Source organism: Cryobacterium sp. N21 (genome assembly GCF_002929575.1).
Taxonomy (GTDB): Bacteria; Actinomycetota; Actinomycetes; order Actinomycetales; family Microbacteriaceae; genus Cryobacterium; species Cryobacterium flavum.
The window spans coordinates 58837-77951 of the sequence record NZ_PJJQ01000030.1; the positions used below are offsets into that span (position 1 = coordinate 58837).

A 19115-nucleotide genomic window follows, 5' to 3' on the forward strand; every position below is an offset into this window, starting at 1 on the left:
CCACCGCCAGCGAGGCGCACCACTCACAGGGGCGCTGAGCCGCGTGTCAGGCCGGGAACGCATCAGCGGCCGAAGCGGCGCTGCAGGGGCGCCAGAAAGGCCGTGAGCTCGCCGCTGCGCATGACCAGGAGCAGTCCGAAGTAGGCCGCGGACATGACGACCCCGATCAACACCATGGAGACCATGGCCGTGAGCCTCGAGGACACGGCGAATCCGCCGTCGACATTGCCCCCCAGGAGGGTCGTGAGGGTCAGGCCGGCAGCCACTGGAATTATCACAGCGACCAGATATTTCACGAGACTGCGCAGAATGCGTCGTCCGTCGATACCGTGCATTCGGCGGCGCAGGAGAATGGCGGCCAAGATTGCCTGCAGCGTACCGGTCACCGTGATCGACGCGGCGATGCCAACGGCGATCCATTCCGTGGGCAGCCACGCGCAGGCCAGCACGGCGCAAATCAGCAGAACGACCTGGAACAGGGTGAAAAAGAACGGTGTGCGCGTGTCACCGAGGGCGTAGAAGGTGCGCTGCAGAACGAACAACACGCAGAATGGCACCAGCCCCAGAATGAACGCGATGATGACGTTGCCGATCGACTGCACCTGGTCGAACGGTGTCACGAAGATCGCCGCAAACGGGTAAGCGCAGACCGCGATGACGGCCGCGGCGAGCACAATCACGAGCGACGTTCCCCGAATCGCGCTCGAGGCATCCGTTCGCACCAGTGACCAGCTTCCGAGTGCGGCATGTTCGCTCATGCGGGTGAAGTACGCCGTCGCGACCGACACCGTGATCACGGAGTGCGGCAGCATGAAAATTAGCCAGGCGGTGGCGAGAACGGCAACGGATGCCTCACCGTGTGCGAGCGTCACGACCTGCGTTTCGACAATGCCCGCGAAAGTCGTGAGCAGAAGCATCCCGAAGGTCCAGCTCGCCATTTTGCCGGCGGCACCGAGACCCACGCCGCGAAAATGGAAATCCGGGCGGTAGTGCAATCCGATGCGGCGCCAGAAGTAGAACAGCACGACGGCCTGGGTGATCACGCCGAGGGTGGCACTGCCGCCCAGTACGGCGACCATGGCCGACGTGATCTCGGCGGCCGATCGAGCACCGAACGGGTCAGGGCTGAACAGCGTCGCGAAAACGATCAGGCCGATAATGGCCACCAGGTTGTTGAGCACTGGCACCCAGGTGAACGGTCCGAAAGATTTGCGGGCGTTGAGCACTTCGCCGAGCAGGGTGTACAGCCCGTAGAAGAACATTTGCGGAAGGCACCAGTAAGCAAATGCCACGGCCAGTGCCTTCTCGTTCTGGGGGAGGTTCAAGCCGATGAACCCGGTGATGGTCGGGGCCAACAGGGTAGCGATGAGGGTCGTCGCAAACAGCACGACCAGGGCGAGGGTGAGCAGCTTGTTGATGTACGCCGTGCCACCGTCGGCGTGGAGGCTGGCTCGAACGATTTGCGGAACCAGAACGGCGGTCAGGATTCCGCCGGCCACGATCACATAGATGGTGTTCGGCAGCTGATTGGCGATCGCGAACGTGTCGGCCGCGGCACCGAACTGGCCGATGATGGCGGCCAAAACGATGACCTTCACGAAGCCGAGAATGCGCGACACGATCGTGCCGGAGGCCAAGAACGCACTGGCCCGGCCGATACCTCCACTGCCGCTGGGAGCCGGGTCAGGCATCGGGCACCGCCGTGGGTAACACCGTCTCTTCACTGACAGCGGATGCCTCGGCCGATTTCTCGCGGCGTCGGCGCACGATGTTGCGCCAGATACCAAAACCGAAGAAGCCGACGACGAGAATGGCGAAGATACTCGCGCCAACACCTTCCCAGTCGGCGCGCACGCTGACATCAATCGGAGCCGGCTGGCCGAGCGGGGTGCCATTCAGGGTGAACAGGGTGACCCGCAGGACGACATCGCCGTTACCGACAGCGGCGCTGAGGGGTACGGAGACGGCCTGCGCGGAGTTCGGCTGAATGGTCGTCTCGAGGGTTTCACCGACCACGAGTCGCCCGTTGGACGGCACGATCTCGGTGCGCACGGTGACGGCCTGGTCCAGGGCGTTGTTGAGCGTTATGCGCAGGTCGACCTTGCTGCCCACCACAATGATCGGCCCGCGGGTGGTCACGGTCACGGCGTGGATCAGGTCGAAGGAGGCAGCGAGGTTCGCCCGCACCTGGTCAGCCCAGGCCTCAGTCTGCGAGGCCCAGGTTGTGTCCAGAAGGGTCAGCAAATCCAATCGCGCCGGCGCGGTGAACGCCAGCGGATCGGCCAGAATGGTCGCGAATTCGGCGATTGCCGCCTCGCGCTGCAACAGCGATCGGGCGAGCGTGACCCGGTTGCTGTCAATGGCCTGGTCCCGAAAAGTCACCGTAGTGCCCGGGGCGGAATCCAGGGCAGCCTGCAGCGGGGCCGCGTTCGACCAGGTCGTCGAATCGAGGGCCGCAAGCGTCTGAGCGACCCGGGTCGCGCTTTCCGGACTGCTGCGGTTGAAGGTGACCAACAATGTGCGTGCCGAGTTGGGGTTCTCCGCAGACACGACCGCGAGCAGCGAAGCCGCCTCGGAGACGCTGACCCGCCACTCGTCCTCGGTCGTGGCTTCGGCCGCGGTACGGATGGCGGCCGACAGTGCGGAGTCGCTGACCAGACCAAGCCCGCCCGGAAGAGCGAACGCGGTATTCGGCGTGAAGACGTCTGACTGTTCGACGTTCCCGCTGGAGAGGATGGTCGTGGTCAGGCCGCTCGCGGCAAAGACGTCAAGATCGGCGCGCGCAACCTGCCCGGCGACCGGCCAGCCGATAGCGGTGCTCGTGTAGTTCCAGGCCAGCAGGTCGCTGGTCGAGGGAATGACCGTTGCGCCGGGTTCCGGCGTGGGTGTCGGGGTGGGTGTCGGAGACGCGGTGGCTTGGGCCCTGGCTCGTGACGTGACGCTGGGCACATCGGTCGGGTCGGTGGTGTCTTCCGGGAGCGGTGTGGCCGAGGGCACGACGAACAGGCTCGCGTCGATCGCCGACACGAAAGAGGTGGGCGCGAGCAGCGTCGTGGCGCCCGCCTGCGCTTGCAACGCGATGTCGGCATCCGCGTAGCCGAGCGGGAAGATGTCATTGCTCGCACCGGCCAGACGGTCGAGCCAGGCCACGGCCGACGCCGGAGCGGCCGTGCCGAGCACTCGAATCGAGGCGATGATCTGCGGATCTATGGCGATCGTCGCGGTGGGCGCATCAATGGCGACATCCAGTTGGCGCGAGAGCAGACCGACCGAGCTCGTGTACGACTCGAGTGCCTTCGAGGTGATCAGGCCGGTCGCGCTTTCCGGGGTCGTGATCGGCAAAATAGCGGCGAGAGCGACCGGGGTGATCGCGCTGCCCTGGGACCAGACAAACGTGCCGCGGCCCTCAGCTTGAATCACGTCACCCGCAACGAGAATCGCGGCGATCCCACGCGCTCCCCACGCGTTGTCATCTGTCAATCCCACGGCCGCAGCCGGAACCGTGACGCTCAGGTTCGTGCTGGCACCAGCCGGAATACCTTCCGTGGTGGGCACGCTCACCAGCTGGTCGCCGGAATTTGCGTCGTCATCGGGCCGGAGCCAGCTATCGAGTGCCGCCCGGGTGGTCAGCGCGAGCTGCGCGAGGTACACATCGACTCGGCCGATCGGAATGTCGGCGCTGGTGTTGTTGTGCACGGTCACCGTCAGAACCAGGTCCTGGCCAGGTACCAGCTGCGGCGACGTGGTCGGCGCGACCGTGACGCCGACGGTGTCAGCGGGGGTGGTGGCGCTCGCGACGGAGCCGGTCGCCGGGTCGGCCTGAGCCGACGCTAGAACGAAGATCGGTGCAAAAATCAGCGACGCCAGGGTCAGAGCTCCCACCAGAAACGCCGTAATCGGCCCGGGCCGGCGACGACTCATCGCGCGCCGTGCCGGGCGCACGGCGCTGCACGCGGCAGCCGGGAGCGCGGGCCGATGCGCGGAATCTGACTCGGCCACCATAGGGGGATTCTACGGCGTGTCAGCCTAGAGCCGCCTGCACCGAGTCTGCGTGCCCCCCTGATGGCAACTAATATGGGGCATATGCAGAGCGTCGCGGCAGCCCTCGCACGACTGGGCGACCTGGCTGCCACCCCCACCGTTTCTCGTCTCGCGAACGCATTTGCTGCGGGCGGCCACGAGCTGGCCCTGGTCGGCGGCCCGGTTCGCGATGCGTTCCTGGACCGCCCGCTGCACGACCTTGATTTCACCACGGATGCGACACCGGATCAGATTCTCGCGCTCGCCAAACCCCTCTCCGAAGCGCAGTGGGACATCGGTCGGGCGTATGGCACGATCGGTGCGAGCCTCGCCGGTGAAACCGTGGAGATCACCACCTATCGGGCGGACAGCTACGACGGCACCACCCGCAAACCCGACGTGGTGTTCGGTACCAGGCTGGAACCCGACCTGCTCCGCCGGGACTTCACCGTCAACGCCATGGCCCTGCGCCTGCCCCAGCTCACGCTCGTCGACCCGGCCGGCGGCATCGATGACCTGCTCGCCGGGCGCCTCCGCACCCCGAGCACTCCGGAGGTGTCCTTCGGTGACGACCCGCTGCGGATGCTGCGCGCGGCTCGGTTCACGGGCCAGCTGGGTTTCACGCTGGATCTGGATACCGCAGTGGCCATGGAGAAGATGCGGGAAAGCATCCGTATCGTGTCGGCCGAACGCATCGGCGACGAACTCTCGAAGCTGTTGGTCTCCAGGGACCCGCGCGCCGGCATCGAGGTACTGATGGAATCGGGCCTGGCCGAGATCGTGCTGCCGGAGATTCCCGGCCTGCGGCTCGAGATCGACGAGCACCACCACCACAAGGACGTCTACCAGCACACGCTCACGGTGCTGGAGCAGGCGATGGGCTACGAGACCTCGCGCGGCAACCTGGAGGCCCCAGACCTGATCGTGCGTCTCGCCGCCCTGCTGCACGACATCGGCAAGCCGGCCACCCGCAAGCTGGAACCCGGCGGCGTCGTGAGTTTCTACCACCACGACGTGGTGGGTGCCAAGCTCGCCAAGAAGCGCCTGCGCGCCCTGCGCTTTGACAACGACACCATCAACGCCGTCGCCCGTCTGATCGAGCTGCACCTGCGATTCTTCGGCTACACGGAGGGCGCCTGGACCGACTCGGCCGTGCGCCGGTACGTGCGCGACGCCGGCGACCAGCTGGAACGGCTGCATATTCTGACCCGCGCCGACGTCACGACCCGCAACCGGCGCAAGGCCGACCGTCTCGGCTTCGCCTACGACGACCTGGAACAGCGCATTGCCGCGCTGAACGAGCAGGAAGAGCTCGGAGCCCTGCGTCCCGACCTTGACGGCGAGCAGATCATGGTGGTGCTCGGCCTGAAGCCAGGCCGCGAGGTGGGAGAGGCCTACCGGTATCTGCTCGAGCAGCGTCTCGATGATGGCCCGCTGGGTGAGGAAAAAGCCACCCGCCGGTTGGTTCAGTGGTGGGCGGAGCGTGCGGAGTAGAGGGAGGCTCCGTCGACGCAGTGCGATCACCGGCTATGCCCTTCTCGCCCCCAGTTTGTTCGGTGTGGTCTGCTTTCTCCTACTCCCGGTGCTGGTCGTGCTCTGGCTCAGCTTTCAGAGCTGGGACCTGATCGGTCCGATCACCTTCGTCGGTCTCGACAACTACCAGTCCGTACTCAGCGACGGTGTCTTCGGCAATTCCCTGCTGGTCACGCTGATCTTCGTTGCCCTCGTCGTGCCGATTCAAACCCTGATCGGGCTCGGCGCGGCGACACTGCTCACCCGAGGTCTGCCGGGGTCGGCCTGGTTTCGCACCATCTACGTGTTGCCGTGGATTTGTGCTCCGCTGGCTCTCGGAGTCGTGTGGAAGTGGATTCTCGCGCCGACCGACGGAGCCCTGAACACCCTGCTCGGTCAGCGCGTTGAGTGGCTCAGCGACCCAGCGCTCGCATTGCCGGCCGTGGCTGCCGTGGTGATCTGGACCAACGTCGGCTACGTCACGCTGTTCTTCATGGCCGGGCTGCTCAACATTCCAGGGCAGATTCTCGAGGCGGCCCGCATCGACGGTGCCGGCGCGGTAAAGATGTTCTGGCACATCAAGCTGCCACTGCTGCGTCCGACCATGTTCTTCGTGCTCGTCACCACGGTCATCTCGGCCTTTCAGGTCTTCGACCAGGTGTACGCGCTCACCCAGGGCGGCCCGGCACGATCAACGGATGTCGTAGCGGCGCGCATCTACTACGAAGCTTTCGACGCCTTCGACCTCGGTCGTGCGGCCGTCATGGCGGTCGTTCTGCTGGTCATCCTGGTGGTCATCACCCTCGCCCAGCAGTTCTATTTTCGCCGGAGGGTCACCTATGAAATGGACTAGATTCTCCTCAACGGCCGCCGTCTACGTGGTGCTCGTGCTCGGTGCCCTGTTCACCCTCGGGCCGTTCCTGCTGAGCATCCTGACGGCGTTCAAGACCCGGGAGCAGTTCGCGCAGGAGCCAGCCCTGAGCTGGCCTGCCCCATTCACGCTCGACAATTTTGCGCTGCTGCTGACCGGACCGGCACAATTCGGTCGTGCCATCGTGGTCACGATCCTGGCGGCGGTACTGATTCTGGTCGGGCAGCTGATCTGCTCGATTCTCGCCGCCTATGCCTTCGCTCGGGTTGATTTTCCGGGCCGCCAGGTGTTGTTTTGGGTATACCTGTCGACCCTGATGATCCCACCCGTCGTGCTGGTCATTCCCCTGTACCTGATGATGACCGAGGCCGGGCTGCGCAACTCGTTCTGGAGTCTCGTGCTGCCGTTCGCGTTTGCTTCCCCCTACGCGATCTTCCTGCTGCGCGAATACTTTCGTGGAATCCCCCAGGAACTCATCGATGCTGCCCGGCTCGACGGTGCGAACACCCTCGACGTGCTGGTCGAGATCGTCGTGCCACTGTCGCGTCCGATTATTGCCACGGTGACCCTGATCACGATCGTGAGCCACTGGAACAGTTTCATGTGGCCGCTCGTGGTCACGACCGGAAGTGAATGGCGGGTCGTGACCGTCGCCACAGCGAGCCTGCAAAGCCAGTTCAATGGCAACTGGACCCTCGTCATGGCGGCCACGACGCTCGCCCTAGTGCCGCTGCTCCTGTTGTTTCTCCTGTTTCAGCGCAGCTTTGTGCGGTCGATCACCATCTCGGGATCTGCGTAGGCTGGTTCACTGGGGAAGGTTCGATCCGTCAATAAAGGACATCATGGCCAAGCGTTCCACCATCATTGCTGCCGGCGTTGCCGGCGTGTTGCTCGTCATTGCCGGGGCCGTCACGGCCCTGAACTTCTCCAGCTCCGAATCATCCAGCGATGTTACCACCGTGACCGTGCGTCTCTGGGATGAACAGGTCGCGGCCGCCTACGAGAAGTCCTTCTCCGCCTTCGAACGGGACAACCCCGACATCCAGGTCGGCGTCGAAATCGTGCCGTGGGACGACTATTTCGAGAAGCTTCGCACCGACGTCGCCGGTGCTGGGGCGCCCGACGTCTTCTGGGTCGACGGCGGCAGCTACCCCGCCTACGCCGACGCGGGGGCGCTGCTCGACATTACGACGGCCCTGCCAGCGGATGCCCAGGCCGGCTGGTCCGCACCCGTCGTCGCCCAGTACACCAGGGACGCCACGCTGTGGGGAGTGCCGCAGCTGGCCGACCCCGGCATTGCGGTGTATTACAACGCTGACCTGCTCGGTGATGCCGGCCTGACCGCCGACGACGTGTCCGCACTCACCTGGGATCCCACCGGTGACAACGACACCCTCATTGGCGTGCTGCAGAAACTCACCAAGGACTACAACGGGAACACGGCCGACAGTGCCGAGTTCGACGGTTCCAACCTCAGCCAATATGGCTACAACGCCGGCTACGACCTGCAGGCGATGGTGCTGAATTACCTGGCCTCCAATGGTGCCCAGTTTCAGGACGAGTCCAACCAGTATGCCTTCGCGTCCGACGCCGGCATCGCCTCGTTCCAGTACCTGGTCGATCTCATGAACAAGTGGCAGGTCGCTCCGTCGGCCGCCGATACGAACACCAACGGCGACTTCAGCCGCGAGCAGTTTCTGCAGGGCAAGATGGCCCTGTTTCAGAGTGGTGTCTACAACCTCGCCAACGTGAGCGCCGGGGCGAACTTCGATTGGGGCGTTGTGCGCCTGCCCAGCGGCCCGGCCGGTGCGATCAGCGGTGTCGATGGCATCGCGGCCGCCGGTAATGCGGCATCCCAGCATCCGGCCGAAACGCAGCGGGTCTTGGAATGGCTCGGGAGTGCCGCCGGATCAGAATTCATCGGGGCATCCGGTGCGGCGTCTCCGGCCGTGCTGGCCGCGCAGCCGGCCTACGCGGCCTATTGGGCTTCGGAGAATGTCGACATCAGCCCGTTCTACGACGTGCTGGCCGCCGGAACGGCGCCGGCACCGCGGGGAGCCGGTTGGCCGGCCGCCGAAAACGCCATGCGGCCGCTGCTCGACGAGGTATTCATCGGCCGCACGCCAGTGGACTCCGGTGTCCGTGCCGCCCAGAATGCCGCTAATGCCACTCAGACCGAGTAGGTCGACCCAACGACGGGCAGGTCGACTGGCGTATGCGCGCGGCATCCGGTAGTCTGGGCAGGCTGCCTGCGTGCCGGATTCCCGGCCTCCGCCTGCAGCACATGCACAACCCTCCTGTTGCAGAAATTCTGCAGCCGTTTTAGTCCGAAGGAGGTGGGTTAGTCATGCATCAGTACGAACTTATGGTTATCCTCGATCCCGAGATCGATGAGCGCACCGTTGCTCCCAGCCTTGACAAGTTCCTCAACGTTGTTCGCAACGATGGTGGCAGCATTGACAAGGTTGATGTCTGGGGTCGTCGTCGTCTCGCTTACGAGATCAACAAGAAGACCGAAGGCATTTATGCCGTTGTTGACTTCACCGCGAACGCCTCAGCCACGGTCGAGCTCGACCGTCAGCTGAAGCTGTCCGAGGCCGTCATGCGCACCAAGGTGCTCCGCGCCGAAGAGGGCATCGCCCAGGTCGTCGTCGCCACCAAGCTGGCCGCAGAGAAGGCTGCTCGCAAGGCTGCCAACCCGAAGGTCATCGCTGCCAAGGCTGACGCTGCTGCTGCAGCCGCTGCCGCTCCGGCCGCCAAGGTCGCCGCTGCTGCCAAGCCTGTCGTAGCAGAAGCCGTCGTTGCAGAGGCTCCGGCCGCTGCTGCGAAGGCCGATGCTGCTGCTCCGGTTGCTGCTGCCTCCACCGCGGTTCCCGCCGCAAAGGTTGCCGCTGCCAAGCCTGCGGCTGCCAAGGCGACTCCTGCGCCGGCCGCTGCCGACAAGGCAAGCGACAAGTAGCCCATGGCTGGCGAGACCGTAATCACCGTGGTGGGCAACCTCACCAGCGATCCGGAACTGCGTTACACGCAGAACGGGCTGGCGGTTGCCAACTTCACCATCGCTTCCACTCCGCGTACGTTCGATCGTGCGGCCAACGAGTGGAAAGATGGCGACGCGCTGTTCCTGCGTGCGAGCGTTTGGCGTGAATTCGCCGAGCACGTTGCAGGTTCACTGACCAAGGGGTCGCGTGTCATCGCTTCCGGGCGTCTCAAGCAGCGTTCGTATGAGACAAAGGAAGGTGAAAAGCGCACGAGCATGGAGCTCGAGATCGACGAAATTGGTCCTTCGCTGCGCTACGCCACCGCTTCCCTCACTCGTGCGCAGTCCTCCGGCCCTCGCAGTGGTGCACCCGCTGCCGGCGGCCAGGGCAACGATGAGCCATGGGCACCCAGCGCCCCCGCCAAGACTGCTGCGCCAGCAGCATCTGGTGGAGACGTCTGGAACAGCCCAGGTAACTTCAGCGACGAGACCCCCTTCTAAGCTCGCCTAGCGCGTAGCTAACACCTCTTTTTAGAAAGTAAGGAAATCATGGCTGGAAAGTCGAGCGGCGACCGCCGCAAGCCGCTTCGCGGAGCTAAGGGTGGCAAGAACGCTGCTCCCGCGAAGTCGATTCGGGTTGGTGTCATTGATTACAAAGATGTCCCCACCCTGCGCAAGTTCATCTCCGAGCGTGGAAAGATCCGCGCCCGCCGCATCACAGGCGTTTCCGTTCAGGAACAGCGCCTCATCGCCCGTGCCGTCAAGAACGCCCGCGAAATGGCTTTGCTGCCCTACGCAGGCTCAGGCCGGTAAGGAAACCAAATGTCGAAATTGATTCTGACGCATGAGGTCTCCGGCCTCGGTGCACCCGGCGACGTCGTAGACGTCAAGAACGGGTTTGCTCGTAACTACCTCGTTCCCAAGGGCTTCGCTGTAGCGTGGACCCGCGGTGGCGAGAAGCAGATCGAGCAGATCAAGGCAGCCCGCGCTGCGCGAGAGCACGCCACCTTCGAAGAGGCTGAGGCGCTCAAGGTCAAACTTGAGAACACCAAGGTCACCCTGGTCGTCAAGGCCGGCGCCGGCGGACGCCTGTTCGGTTCGGTCAAGACCACGGATGTGGCTAACGCCGTTGCAGCCGCAGGTCTCGGCACGGTCGACAAGCGCAAGATCGAACTCACCGCCATCAAGCTGACCGGTGAGCACACGGCAACGGTTCGTCTTCGTGACGAGCTCAGCGCCACGATCACTCTCGTGGTCGTCGCTGCCAAGTAGCATCGCACCTCGGCAGGCCGGGCTTTTTGGTCGGTCGCCTGTACCACTCCCATAGCGGGGGGTTCCGTAAGGAATCCTCCGCTATGGGGCGTTAAGAGCCACTTTTGGGGCATTGACCCACCGCTTTTGTGCACAGGTGAGCATTCCTATCGGCAAGGTTCAAGGGTTGATTGAGGCTACTTTATTCACACCCATGTGCAGAACTTAAACTCCTGATCAACCAGCAGTTATTTGCAAATATTTAAAATCTGTCCACAAGTGAGTGCACAGGTTCTGCACAATCTCCACGGCGTTTCCCGCAGATTTTCCACAGAGTTATCCACAGGGGTGTTTGTGGGTCGTGCTACTGGCTCCTTAGGGTGATCCAGTAGCGGAATCTGGCTCGGGCTGGGTGAGTGCGTCCCGTGTCGGTGGGTCCTGATACACCTAGAGTCACGACAGAGAAAGAGGTACCGAGTGTCGATCGCCCATTTGGGCCTGGCCAACCAGCCAGCGTCAAACGAGTACGGTTCGTCGACCGGTGGTGGGCAGGGCCGTCTGGAGCGGCCCGCTGAAGCGTGGAAGTCGGAGCGGGCGCTGCCCCACGACCTTCTCGCCGAGCAGAGTGCCCTCGGGGGCATGATGCTCAGCAAGGACGCCGTCGCTGACGTCGTCGAAACCGTGCGGGGCGGAGACTTCTACATCCCCAAGCACGAGATCATCTTCGACGCGATTCTCTCCCTCTACGCCCAGGGCGAGCCGACCGACGTCATCACGGTCACCGATGAGCTCACCAAGGTCGGTGAACTGTCCCGTGCCGGTGGCGCGGACTACCTGCACACCCTGACGAGCCTGGTGCCCACCGCTGCCAACGCGGGGTTCTACTCCACCATCGTCGCCGAACGCGCGCTGCTGCGCCGTCTGGTGGAAGCTGGTACGCGCATCGCGCAGATGGGCTACGCCGCCGAGGGTGAGGTGCTCGACCTCGTCAACACGGCTCAGGCCGAAATCTACGCCGTCACCGGGGGTACCCAGACCGAGGACTACGTTCCGCTCACCGACGCTGTGACGGCGGCCATCGAAGAAATCGAGGCCGCCAAGCTCAAAGACGGCCAGATGAGCGGCGTACCCACCGGCTTCGCCGACCTCGACGAACTCACCAACGGGTTCCATGGTGGCCAGCTCATCATCGTGGCCGCCCGTCCGGCACTGGGTAAGTCCACCCTCGCCCTCGACTTCGCGCGGTCGGCCTCGATCCACCACAACATGCCGAGCATTTTCTTCTCCCTCGAAATGGGGCGCAGTGAAATTGCCATGCGCCTGCTCGCGGCGGAGGCATCCGTTCCCTTGCAGAGCATGCGCAAGGGCACCGTCGAGGCCCGTGACTGGACCACTATTGCGGCCACCCGCGGTCGCATCAACGACGCGCCGCTCTACATCGACGACAGCCCGAACATGACCCTGGTCGAGATTCGAGCCAAGTGTCGCCGGCTCAAGCAGCGCGTCGGGCTCAAGATGGTCATCATCGACTACCTGCAGCTGATGACCAGCGGCAAAAAAGTCGAGTCGCGACAGCAAGAGGTCAGTGAGTTCTCCCGAGCGCTCAAGCTGCTTGCCAAAGAACTGCAGGTTCCGGTTATTGCGCTGTCCCAGCTCAACCGAGGTCCGGAGCAGCGCGCCGACAAGATGCCGGCCATCTCCGACCTTCGTGAGTCGGGTTCGCTCGAGCAGGACGCCGACATGGTGATTTTGCTGCACCGCGAGAGTGCCTACGAGAAGGATAACCCGCGCGCCGGTGAGGCCGACCTCATCGTGGCCAAGCACCGGAACGGCCCCACCCGCACCGTCACCGTTGCCTTCCACGGCCACTACTCCCGGTTCGCTGACATGGTGGCCGGCGGGTAGCTCGGCACTGCTTCATGCAGGAGCCTGATCGTGCCGGGCCCGGTTCGTCGCGGCCAAGCGCACCGCGTGCAGCCCGCTCGCAGATCCGCACGGTCTCGCCGCGTAGACTGAGCCTGACAAATTTTGCAACGAAAGAGGTCGTGCGTGGCAAACGCCCAGGCACCATCACACGTCGGTTCCGGGTACTGGTCCGTGGCCGTTGGGCGCGCCCTGATCGCCGTGGTTCCCGCAGCGATCATCACTTTCAACCGGGACCACTCGGCTCAGCTTGGTCTGCTCGTATTCGGTGTTTTCGCGCTCGCGAGTGGCCTGCTCCTCGTTCTCACCGGCCCGCGTACCCTTACCGTCGCTGCCGACCGCAGCCTGTTTCTGATCCAGGGCATCGTGAGCATGGTCGCCGGCGCGGCAGCGCTCGGTTTTCACGCCGGAGGCCACGGGTTCTTTCTCTTCATCGTGAGTGTCTGGGGAGCCGTCACCGGCTTTCTCGAGATCTATGCCGGCATCCGGGTGCGCAAACGCCCGCTGCCAGCCAAAGACTGGCTGTATACCGGAATCGGCACCGCGATCCTCGCCCTGCTCTTTCTGCTTCTGCCGCCCAATCCGGTCGTCTCGGTCGGCCTCTTCGGTGCCTACCTGGTCTTTCTCGCTGTTTTTCTGCCCATCGCCGGCCTCTCCATCAAATGGGATTCGCCCAGGCAGCGCCGCGACGCCGCCGTACCAACGAACACCGCACCAACGAACACCGCGCCTAAAGATTTGGACTCACTGTGACCAAGAAGACCCCTGGCACGCCCAACTCGGCGCACCAGCCCAGCCGCTCTGACCGACTGAAGCCGGTCGAATTGCTCGCCATTTCGGCCGGAATGGCCCTGTTCGTCGGGCTGACCATTCTGGGCACCACGCGCGAGGTCATGCTCTCCGTTATCGGACTCGGCGTGACGTTCATCGTGGCGCTCGTGGTGATCGCCATGCTCGTGCTCGGCATGAAGCCCAATGCCTCGGAGCAGACCGACCTCGACGAGCAGAACGGGCACTAGCCGGCACCGCAGCGCCAAAAAAGCACCTTCGTCCCTGTGGGCGAAGGTGCTTTCCTGTAACTGGTGACGACTACGGCAGGTAGTCAACCAAGGCGGCGGCGAGGCCGACGTAACTACCAGGGGTCAGGGCCCGAAGGCGGGTCTTGGCCGCTTCGCCAATATCGAGGGCCGAAACGAATGCCGCCAGGTCCGCGCTCGTGATGCGTTTGCCGCGGGTCAGCTCCTTGAGAAGGGCATATGGGTCTTCGATGGACGAGTGGCCGGCCGAGACTTCAGCGCGAATCACGGTCTGAATCGCCTCGCCCAGAATCTCCCAGTTGGAGTCGAGGTCGCTCGCCAGCAGCGCACGGTCTATGTCGATCTCGCCGAGGCCCCGCAGGATATTGTCGAGCGCGAGCAACGAATGCCCGAAGCCGACTCCGATGTTGCGCTGGGTGGTGGAGTCGGTGAGGTCGCGTTGCAGGCGGCTGGTCACGAGGGTAGCCGCGAGTGAGTCCAGGATGGCGCAGGACAGTTCGAGGTTGGCTTCCGCGTTCTCGAAGCGAATCGGGTTGATCTTGTGCGGCATCGTCGAGGAGCCGGTGGCACCGACCTGGGGAATCTGGCGGAAGTAGCCGATTGAAATGTAGGACCAGATGTCGGTGGCAAGGTTGTGCAGAATGCGGTTTGCGTGGGATGCGCGGGAGTACAGCTCGGCCTGCCAGTCGTGCGACTCGATCTGCGTCGTGAGCGGGTTCCAGCCGAGGCCGAGACCCTCGACGAACTCGCGCGAGACGGCCGGCCAGTCAACGGACGGATCGGCGACCACGTGGGCGGCGAAGGTTCCGGTGGCGCCACTGAATTTGCCCAGGTATTCGCCGGCCTCGATCTGCCGCACGATGCGTTCGAGGCGGTAGGCGAACACGGCGAGTTCCTTACCCATGGTGGTCGGCGTCGCGGGCTGCCCGTGGGTACGGGCCAGCATCGCATCCGCTCGAAATTCCAGCGCGTTGCTGCGAAGTGCTTCGATCACGAGGCGCAGCTTGGGCAGCCAGACGGTCTGCACGGAATCCCGCACGGTGAGGGCATAGGAGAGGTTGTTGATGTCCTCGCTGGTCGCCGCGAAGTGGGTGAGCTCGCTGATGTGATCGAGGCCCAGTGTGCCGAGGCGTCGGCGAACGAGGTATTCGACGGCCTTCACGTCGTGGCGGGTGGTGGCCTCGAGCTCGGCCAGTTCGTCGATCTCGGGCTGACCAAAGTCGGTCACGAGCGTGCGCAGGGCGAGTTTCTGCTCGTCATTCAGGGGCGCGGAACCGAACAGGCTGCGGTCGGTGAGGGTGATCAGCCACTCCACCTCGACGCGCACGCGGGCCCGGTTGAGACCGGCCTCGGACAGGAACTCGCCCAGATCGGAAACGGCGGCTCGGTAGCGGCCATCAAGCGGGCTCAGAACCTGTACGGGTAGGTGACTCATCGGACTCCCTGTCGAATTGCGGGTGCAAGTTGTTTCACAAGTGCGTGACTTGCCCTCTCAATCATGCCTAATACGGCGTCAAACAACGCATCGTCGGAATAGTAGGGGTCAGGCACGTCGAACAGGGCGGCCTGCTGGGCGTCAAAGCTCAGCAGCAGGCGCACCTTGGCGCGATCGCGATCCTCCAGGGCCCAGTTGCGCAGAATGCGCTCCTGGCTGCGGTCGAGCACGACGACGAGGTCGTGCTCGGCGAACCACAGCGGGTCAAACTGGCGGGCCCGATGGTGGCTGCCGTCGTAGCCGCGCTTGGCCAGGGCCGTGATCGTGCGACCGTCGGCTTGCTCACCCACATGCCAGTCTCCGGTGCCGGCCGAGCTGCTCGCGATGAGACGTCCGAGTCCGAGTTTCGTGACGAGGTCGCGCAGCACAACCTCGGCCATGGGCGACCGACAGATATTTCCGGTGCAGACGAAAATGATTCGAAACGGCGTCGACTCGTCGGGGGTGAGTGACGCGAAGGACATGTCTTCCATTCTGGAGCAGTTTCGCCTTCTCCACACGCCCAGTATTCGGTCTCTGTGCACAGATGGCGCGACGGGCAGCCGGATGCGTCGCGGATTCTGCGACGATTGTCGCGACCTGGAGGTGTCATGAACGCAGTGGGGCGGATGCCGGGTGGGCCATATAGTCCTGAGCACCTGGCGATGATGCATTCCCAGCGCGATCTCCTGCTCGGCCTGCATGCCGAAATCGAGGGCAAACGTCGCCAGTTGCTCGCCCTGGACCCCAGCGAATTCTGGAGTTCCAAATCTCAGCGGGCTTACTCGGGCTGCGTCGCAGACATCGTGCAACACCTCGATGTTGTGCTGCACTACCTGCACGAGGCGCTGGCCAGCGTGCGAAACCAGATCTACCTCGAGGAGGAGCTCTGTCCGGCGTGAGGGACGGCCTCGCTGACGGCGACCTGACCGTCTCGGTCGGAGGTACGACCATCGTTGCCACCGATGAAGTGTTGGCCCAGGCACAGTTCCTGAACGTTCTGCGAGATGATTTGGCCGACTGGGTGGGTCGCGCGTATCGGATCCGCAATCTGGACCCGTACTGGCCGACGAACTGGCTGGGCCAGGACTCCTGGCCTGATCTGCTCCAGGTGGCCGGCCGGCTGAATTCGCTTCACGAGTACTGCGGTGTTATCGCGGACAATCTCGTTGCAGCGGCTAGAAGTTACGGATACGTGGAGCGTGTCGCCCGGGAGGCTGCATTGATGGGTGCCGCAGATCTCGCGTATGGCCTGGGCCGGTTACTTCGAGGTGGCGTTTTTGCCCTTGCAGGCACGCCGTTCGGTGTCTCCATGGCCGGTGTTGCCAGCGTCGGGCACATAGGGCTTCATGGAAGTCTGCGTTCGCCCTCCCGGTCGCCGGCCGCCCGCAACGGTGCGGACGAGCTCGACCCCCGCCTTCTCACGAACCCGAACGTGGTAGCCCTGGTACGAGCTGCGGCCTCGTCGCTCGACGACGTAGCTTGGGGCCTGGCCGGTACACCGCGATCCGTTGGTCGGGCTTTCGGTGACGAAGGGCTGGGTGTCATCGGCATCTCACGCACAGCGCTCGGCGTTTTGGCCGTGGCGCGCAACGGAGGCGTGTTCCGGGAAAGTCCGGTGAGCGTGGCTGCCGTGGGAACTCCAACCCAACCGACGCCACCCACTGGTGTCGGTGACCTTGCTGCGCGAATCCCGAAGGCCGTCGCAGGGAAGCCGCAGGTGCGCATCGAGAATTATGGCGACGCCGAGCATCCGTCGTGGGCGGTCTACATCAGTGGAACCGTTGAATGGGATGCCATCGCCAAAACGGACCCCTTAGACCTCACCTCCAACATCACCGCGATGGCCGGGCAGACCGCGGGTTCATTCGAGACCGTGATAAGCGCCATGAAAGCGGCCGGAATCGCACCGTCCGACCCTGTTGTGCTTGCCGGCCATTCCCAGGGCGGCCTGATCGCCACCCAGGTGGCTGCGTACAGTTGGTTCAACGTGCAGGCGGTGGCCACCTTTGGGGCACCCGAATCCAAGGTGCCCGTGCCGGACGGCGTAGCCACCCTGACGGTCGAGCACAGCGACGACATCGTACCTGCGATGGGCGGAGACAGCCTGACCGACTCCGATGACCGGGTGACCGTGCGCCGTGAGGCATTCGCCTCCGAACCGCTGCCAGCCGGGGCCGCCCTGCCGGCTCACAACCTCGACACGTACCGCGAGACAGCGCTGCTCATTGATGCATCTCCGGAGGCGAACCTGCAGGGCTTTCGGGACACCGTGACCGACGTTCTGGGGAGCGAAGCGGGCGAGGCGGTCTTGTGGCGCGGCAGCCGCGTGCCGGAAGGGCCTGCGCCGCAGTAGGTTTCTTCCTGCCGCAGCTCAGTCGCGTGCGGTGACCGGGCGCAGAATCAGCCCGAGCAGCCAGGAGATGATGCCGAGTACGAGGGCACCCAGTACGCCCCACCAGAAGCTGTCAACGACGAGGCCGAAGCCCAGGAAACCGGAAAGCCAACCCACGAGCAGCAGGAGCAGGCCGTTGACGATCAACGCGAACAGTCCGAGCGTCAGAATGTAGAGCGGAAACGCAATGACGCGCAGCACCCCGCCGACAACGGTGTTCACGAAGCCGAAGATGAGCGCAATCAGAAGATAGGTGAGCACGCTGGCACCGGCATCCGGCGCGTAGGGCGTGACGTGCACCCCCGTCACGAGCAGGGCGGTGAACCACAGGGCTACCGCGTTGACGATCAGTTGGATCAGGAATCTGGCCATGCCCCTACTATCTCACTGGCTCGGGCCATGCAGGTCGTGGCGGCCGAAAGTCAAGCGAACATTCATTCTCAACAGCGAATATATCCGGGCGTAGACTCACCGAGTGAGCCTCTCAGACCGCCCCTCAGTCCGACTGCGCCCGGAGATCATCGCCCTCCCGGCCTACAAGCAGGGCAAACCGGCCGCCGCCAGTGCCTTCAAACTCTCCAGCAATGAGAACCCGTTCGACCCCCTGCCCGGTGTAATCGCGGCAGTCACGGCCGAAACGGCCTACAACCGCTACCCGGACGCCTCGGCGCTGGTTCTGCGCGAACGCCTCGCCGCCAAGTACAGCCTCGACCTTGACCAGGTGCATGTCGGCTCCGGCTCGGTGGCCCTGCTGGCCCAGCTCATTCTCGCTGCCGCCGGCCCCGGCGATGAAGTGCTCTACTCCTGGCGGTCGTTTGAGGCCTACCCCTCCCTCGTGGCCGTCGCCGGTGCTACCAGCGTGCGCGTGCCCAATCGCAGCGATCACGGCCATGATCTGCCCGAGATGGCCGCCGCGATCAGCGACAACACCCGGGTCATCATTGTCTGTTCGCCGAACAATCCCACCGGCACGATCGTCACGAAGGACGAATTCGAGGCCTTCATGGCCGTCGTGCCGACCGACCTCCTGGTCATTCTCGATGAGGCATATATCGAGTTCGTCACCCAAGCGGATGCCGTGAATGGCCCGCCACTGCTCGCCCGCTACCCCAATCTGGTCGTTCTTCGCACCTTCTCCAAGGCCTACGGCCTTGCCGGGCTGCGGGTTGGCTATGCGCTCGGCCCGGTGGATATTCTGAACGCCGCCCGATCGACCGCGATTCCACTCTCGGTCACCGCGCAGGCCGCAGCCGGCGCGATCGCGTCCCTGAAAGCGGAGAAGGAGTTGCTCGAGCGGGTTCGCGTCATCGCCGCGCGTCGCGATGCGACCTGGCAGGAGCTGACCCGACAGGGTTGGAACATCCCTGCGCCCCAGGGGAACTTTCTGTGGCTGCCGACCGGTGCTGAAACGACCACTGTGGCCGAGGCGCTGGGTGAGGCCGGCCTCGTCGTTCGTCCGTTCGCGCCCGAAGGTATTCGAGTTTCTATCGGTGAGGAGCAGGCTGTGGCGACACTCCTACTAATGAGCGCGGATCTTGTCGACGCTCTTCCCGCCGATCACCCAGCTCGGAAGATAGGTTAGTACGGTGTCAGCCACCCGAAACGACGCGACTGCGCCACGCCTTGCAGCATCCGCTCCCTTTGGCCTCGAT

At 64.2% G+C, this 19115-nt stretch carries 18 protein-coding genes and 1 pseudogene; 14 read left to right on the forward strand and 5 right to left on the reverse strand.

Features of this window, described 5'->3' with window-relative positions:
• Positions 1-62 precede the first annotated feature (62 nt).
• Together murJ and CXY77_RS06220 are read right to left on the reverse strand one after the other, a co-directional pair.
• Positions 63-1691: a murein biosynthesis integral membrane protein MurJ gene (murJ, locus tag CXY77_RS06215; protein ID WP_104129824.1), complete on the reverse strand. Its 1629-nt coding sequence runs from the start codon at positions 1689-1691 to the stop codon at positions 63-65.
• Positions 1684-4002: a DUF6049 family protein gene (locus CXY77_RS06220; protein ID WP_104129825.1), complete on the reverse strand. Its 2319-nt coding sequence runs from the start codon at positions 4000-4002 to the stop codon at positions 1684-1686. The genes murJ and CXY77_RS06220 overlap by 8 nt, the downstream gene beginning before the upstream one ends.
• Before the next feature lie 81 nt (positions 4003-4083).
• Between CXY77_RS06220 and CXY77_RS06225 the strand changes: the two genes are divergently transcribed.
• The 11 genes and pseudogenes from CXY77_RS06225 to CXY77_RS06275 all read left to right on the forward strand — a co-directional run bounded on the left by CXY77_RS06225 (position 4084) and on the right by CXY77_RS06275 (position 13576).
• On the forward strand, positions 4084-5514 hold the full coding sequence (locus CXY77_RS06225; protein ID WP_104129826.1) for a CCA tRNA nucleotidyltransferase: 1431 nt from the start codon (positions 4084-4086) through the stop codon (positions 5512-5514).
• Positions 5515-5578: 64 nt separating this feature from the next.
• The gene (locus CXY77_RS06230) at positions 5579-6385 is read left to right on the forward strand and encodes a carbohydrate ABC transporter permease (protein WP_369827319.1); all 807 of its coding nucleotides are present in this window, start codon (positions 5579-5581) and stop codon (positions 6383-6385) included.
• Positions 6372-7202: a carbohydrate ABC transporter permease gene (locus CXY77_RS06235; protein ID WP_104129827.1), complete on the forward strand. Its 831-nt coding sequence runs from the start codon at positions 6372-6374 to the stop codon at positions 7200-7202. The genes CXY77_RS06230 and CXY77_RS06235 overlap by 14 nt, the downstream gene beginning before the upstream one ends.
• 43 nt (positions 7203-7245) lie before the next feature.
• Positions 7246-8586 (forward strand): sugar ABC transporter substrate-binding protein, encoded by a 1341-nt coding sequence (locus CXY77_RS06240; protein ID WP_104129828.1) that lies wholly within the window; start codon positions 7246-7248, stop codon positions 8584-8586.
• Between the two features lie 164 nt (positions 8587-8750).
• Positions 8751-9119, forward strand: a pseudogene (gene rpsF / locus CXY77_RS06245) (30S ribosomal protein S6); the annotation flags it as partial.
• Between the two features lie 246 nt (positions 9120-9365).
• On the forward strand, positions 9366-9884 hold the full coding sequence (locus CXY77_RS06250) for a single-stranded DNA-binding protein (protein ID WP_092338335.1): 519 nt from the start codon (positions 9366-9368) through the stop codon (positions 9882-9884).
• 48 nt (positions 9885-9932) lie between these two features.
• Positions 9933-10196, forward strand: a complete 264-nt coding sequence (gene rpsR / locus CXY77_RS06255) for a 30S ribosomal protein S18 (RefSeq protein ID WP_035835236.1) — start codon at positions 9933-9935, stop codon at positions 10194-10196.
• 9 nt (positions 10197-10205) lie between these two features.
• On the forward strand, positions 10206-10655 hold the full coding sequence (rplI, locus tag CXY77_RS06260; RefSeq protein WP_092110565.1) for a 50S ribosomal protein L9: 450 nt from the start codon (positions 10206-10208) through the stop codon (positions 10653-10655).
• Between the two features lie 456 nt (positions 10656-11111).
• A complete protein-coding gene (gene dnaB / locus CXY77_RS06265) occupies positions 11112-12539 on the forward strand; it encodes a replicative DNA helicase (RefSeq protein WP_104089998.1) in 1428 nt (475 codons plus the stop codon).
• A gap of 144 nt (positions 12540-12683) precedes the next feature.
• A complete protein-coding gene (locus CXY77_RS06270; protein ID WP_092338331.1) occupies positions 12684-13310 on the forward strand; it encodes a hypothetical protein in 627 nt (208 codons plus the stop codon).
• Positions 13307-13576, forward strand: a complete 270-nt coding sequence (locus CXY77_RS06275) for a hypothetical protein (RefSeq protein ID WP_104089999.1) — start codon at positions 13307-13309, stop codon at positions 13574-13576. The genes CXY77_RS06270 and CXY77_RS06275 overlap by 4 nt, the downstream gene beginning before the upstream one ends.
• 70 nt (positions 13577-13646) lie before the next feature.
• Here CXY77_RS06275 and purB read toward each other — a convergent pair whose 3' ends face one another.
• Complete coding sequence (purB, locus tag CXY77_RS06280; protein WP_104129830.1) at positions 13647-15029, reverse strand: adenylosuccinate lyase; 1383 nt, start codon at positions 15027-15029, stop codon at positions 13647-13649.
• Complete coding sequence (locus tag CXY77_RS06285) at positions 15026-15553, reverse strand: low molecular weight protein-tyrosine-phosphatase (RefSeq protein WP_092338325.1); 528 nt, start codon at positions 15551-15553, stop codon at positions 15026-15028. The genes purB and CXY77_RS06285 overlap by 4 nt, the downstream gene beginning before the upstream one ends.
• A 180-nt stretch (positions 15554-15733) precedes the next feature.
• Between CXY77_RS06285 and CXY77_RS06290 the strand changes: the two genes are divergently transcribed.
• Positions 15734-15970 (forward strand): hypothetical protein, encoded by a 237-nt coding sequence (locus tag CXY77_RS06290; protein WP_104090002.1) that lies wholly within the window; start codon positions 15734-15736, stop codon positions 15968-15970.
• Entirely contained in the window at positions 15967-17424 is a 1458-nt protein-coding gene (locus tag CXY77_RS06295) for a hypothetical protein (RefSeq protein WP_104090004.1), read from the forward strand. The genes CXY77_RS06290 and CXY77_RS06295 overlap by 4 nt, the downstream gene beginning before the upstream one ends.
• An 18-nt stretch (positions 17425-17442) precedes the next feature.
• On the opposite strand, the gene CXY77_RS06300 is transcribed toward CXY77_RS06295, so the two are convergent.
• Positions 17443-17835 (reverse strand): phage holin family protein, encoded by a 393-nt coding sequence (locus tag CXY77_RS06300; RefSeq protein ID WP_092338319.1) that lies wholly within the window; start codon positions 17833-17835, stop codon positions 17443-17445.
• 103 nt (positions 17836-17938) lie between these two features.
• Between CXY77_RS06300 and CXY77_RS06305 the strand changes: the two genes are divergently transcribed.
• Complete coding sequence (locus tag CXY77_RS06305) at positions 17939-19045, forward strand: histidinol-phosphate transaminase (RefSeq protein ID WP_104129831.1); 1107 nt, start codon at positions 17939-17941, stop codon at positions 19043-19045.
• Positions 19046-19115 lie beyond the last annotated feature (70 nt).

Coding starts and splice junctions, on each gene's coding strand:
- murJ (WP_104129824.1), bottom strand. CDS start 1,691: ATGCCTGACCCGGCTCCCAGCGGCAGTGGAGGTATCGGCCGGGCCAGT.
- CXY77_RS06220 (WP_104129825.1), bottom strand. CDS start 4,002: ATGGTGGCCGAGTCAGATTCCGCGCATCGGCCCGCGCTCCCGGCTGCC.
- CXY77_RS06225 (WP_104129826.1), top strand. CDS start 4,084: ATGCAGAGCGTCGCGGCAGCCCTCGCACGACTGGGCGACCTGGCTGCC.
- CXY77_RS06235 (WP_104129827.1), top strand. CDS start 6,372: ATGAAATGGACTAGATTCTCCTCAACGGCCGCCGTCTACGTGGTGCTC.
- CXY77_RS06240 (WP_104129828.1), top strand. CDS start 7,246: ATGGCCAAGCGTTCCACCATCATTGCTGCCGGCGTTGCCGGCGTGTTG.
- CXY77_RS06250 (WP_092338335.1), top strand. CDS start 9,366: ATGGCTGGCGAGACCGTAATCACCGTGGTGGGCAACCTCACCAGCGAT.
- rpsR (WP_035835236.1), top strand. CDS start 9,933: ATGGCTGGAAAGTCGAGCGGCGACCGCCGCAAGCCGCTTCGCGGAGCT.
- rplI (WP_092110565.1), top strand. CDS start 10,206: ATGTCGAAATTGATTCTGACGCATGAGGTCTCCGGCCTCGGTGCACCC.
- purB (WP_104129830.1), bottom strand. CDS start 15,029: ATGAGTCACCTACCCGTACAGGTTCTGAGCCCGCTTGATGGCCGCTAC.
- CXY77_RS06285 (WP_092338325.1), bottom strand. CDS start 15,553: ATGTCCTTCGCGTCACTCACCCCCGACGAGTCGACGCCGTTTCGAATC.
- CXY77_RS06290 (WP_104090002.1), top strand. CDS start 15,734: ATGATGCATTCCCAGCGCGATCTCCTGCTCGGCCTGCATGCCGAAATC.
- CXY77_RS06300 (WP_092338319.1), bottom strand. CDS start 17,835: ATGGCCAGATTCCTGATCCAACTGATCGTCAACGCGGTAGCCCTGTGG.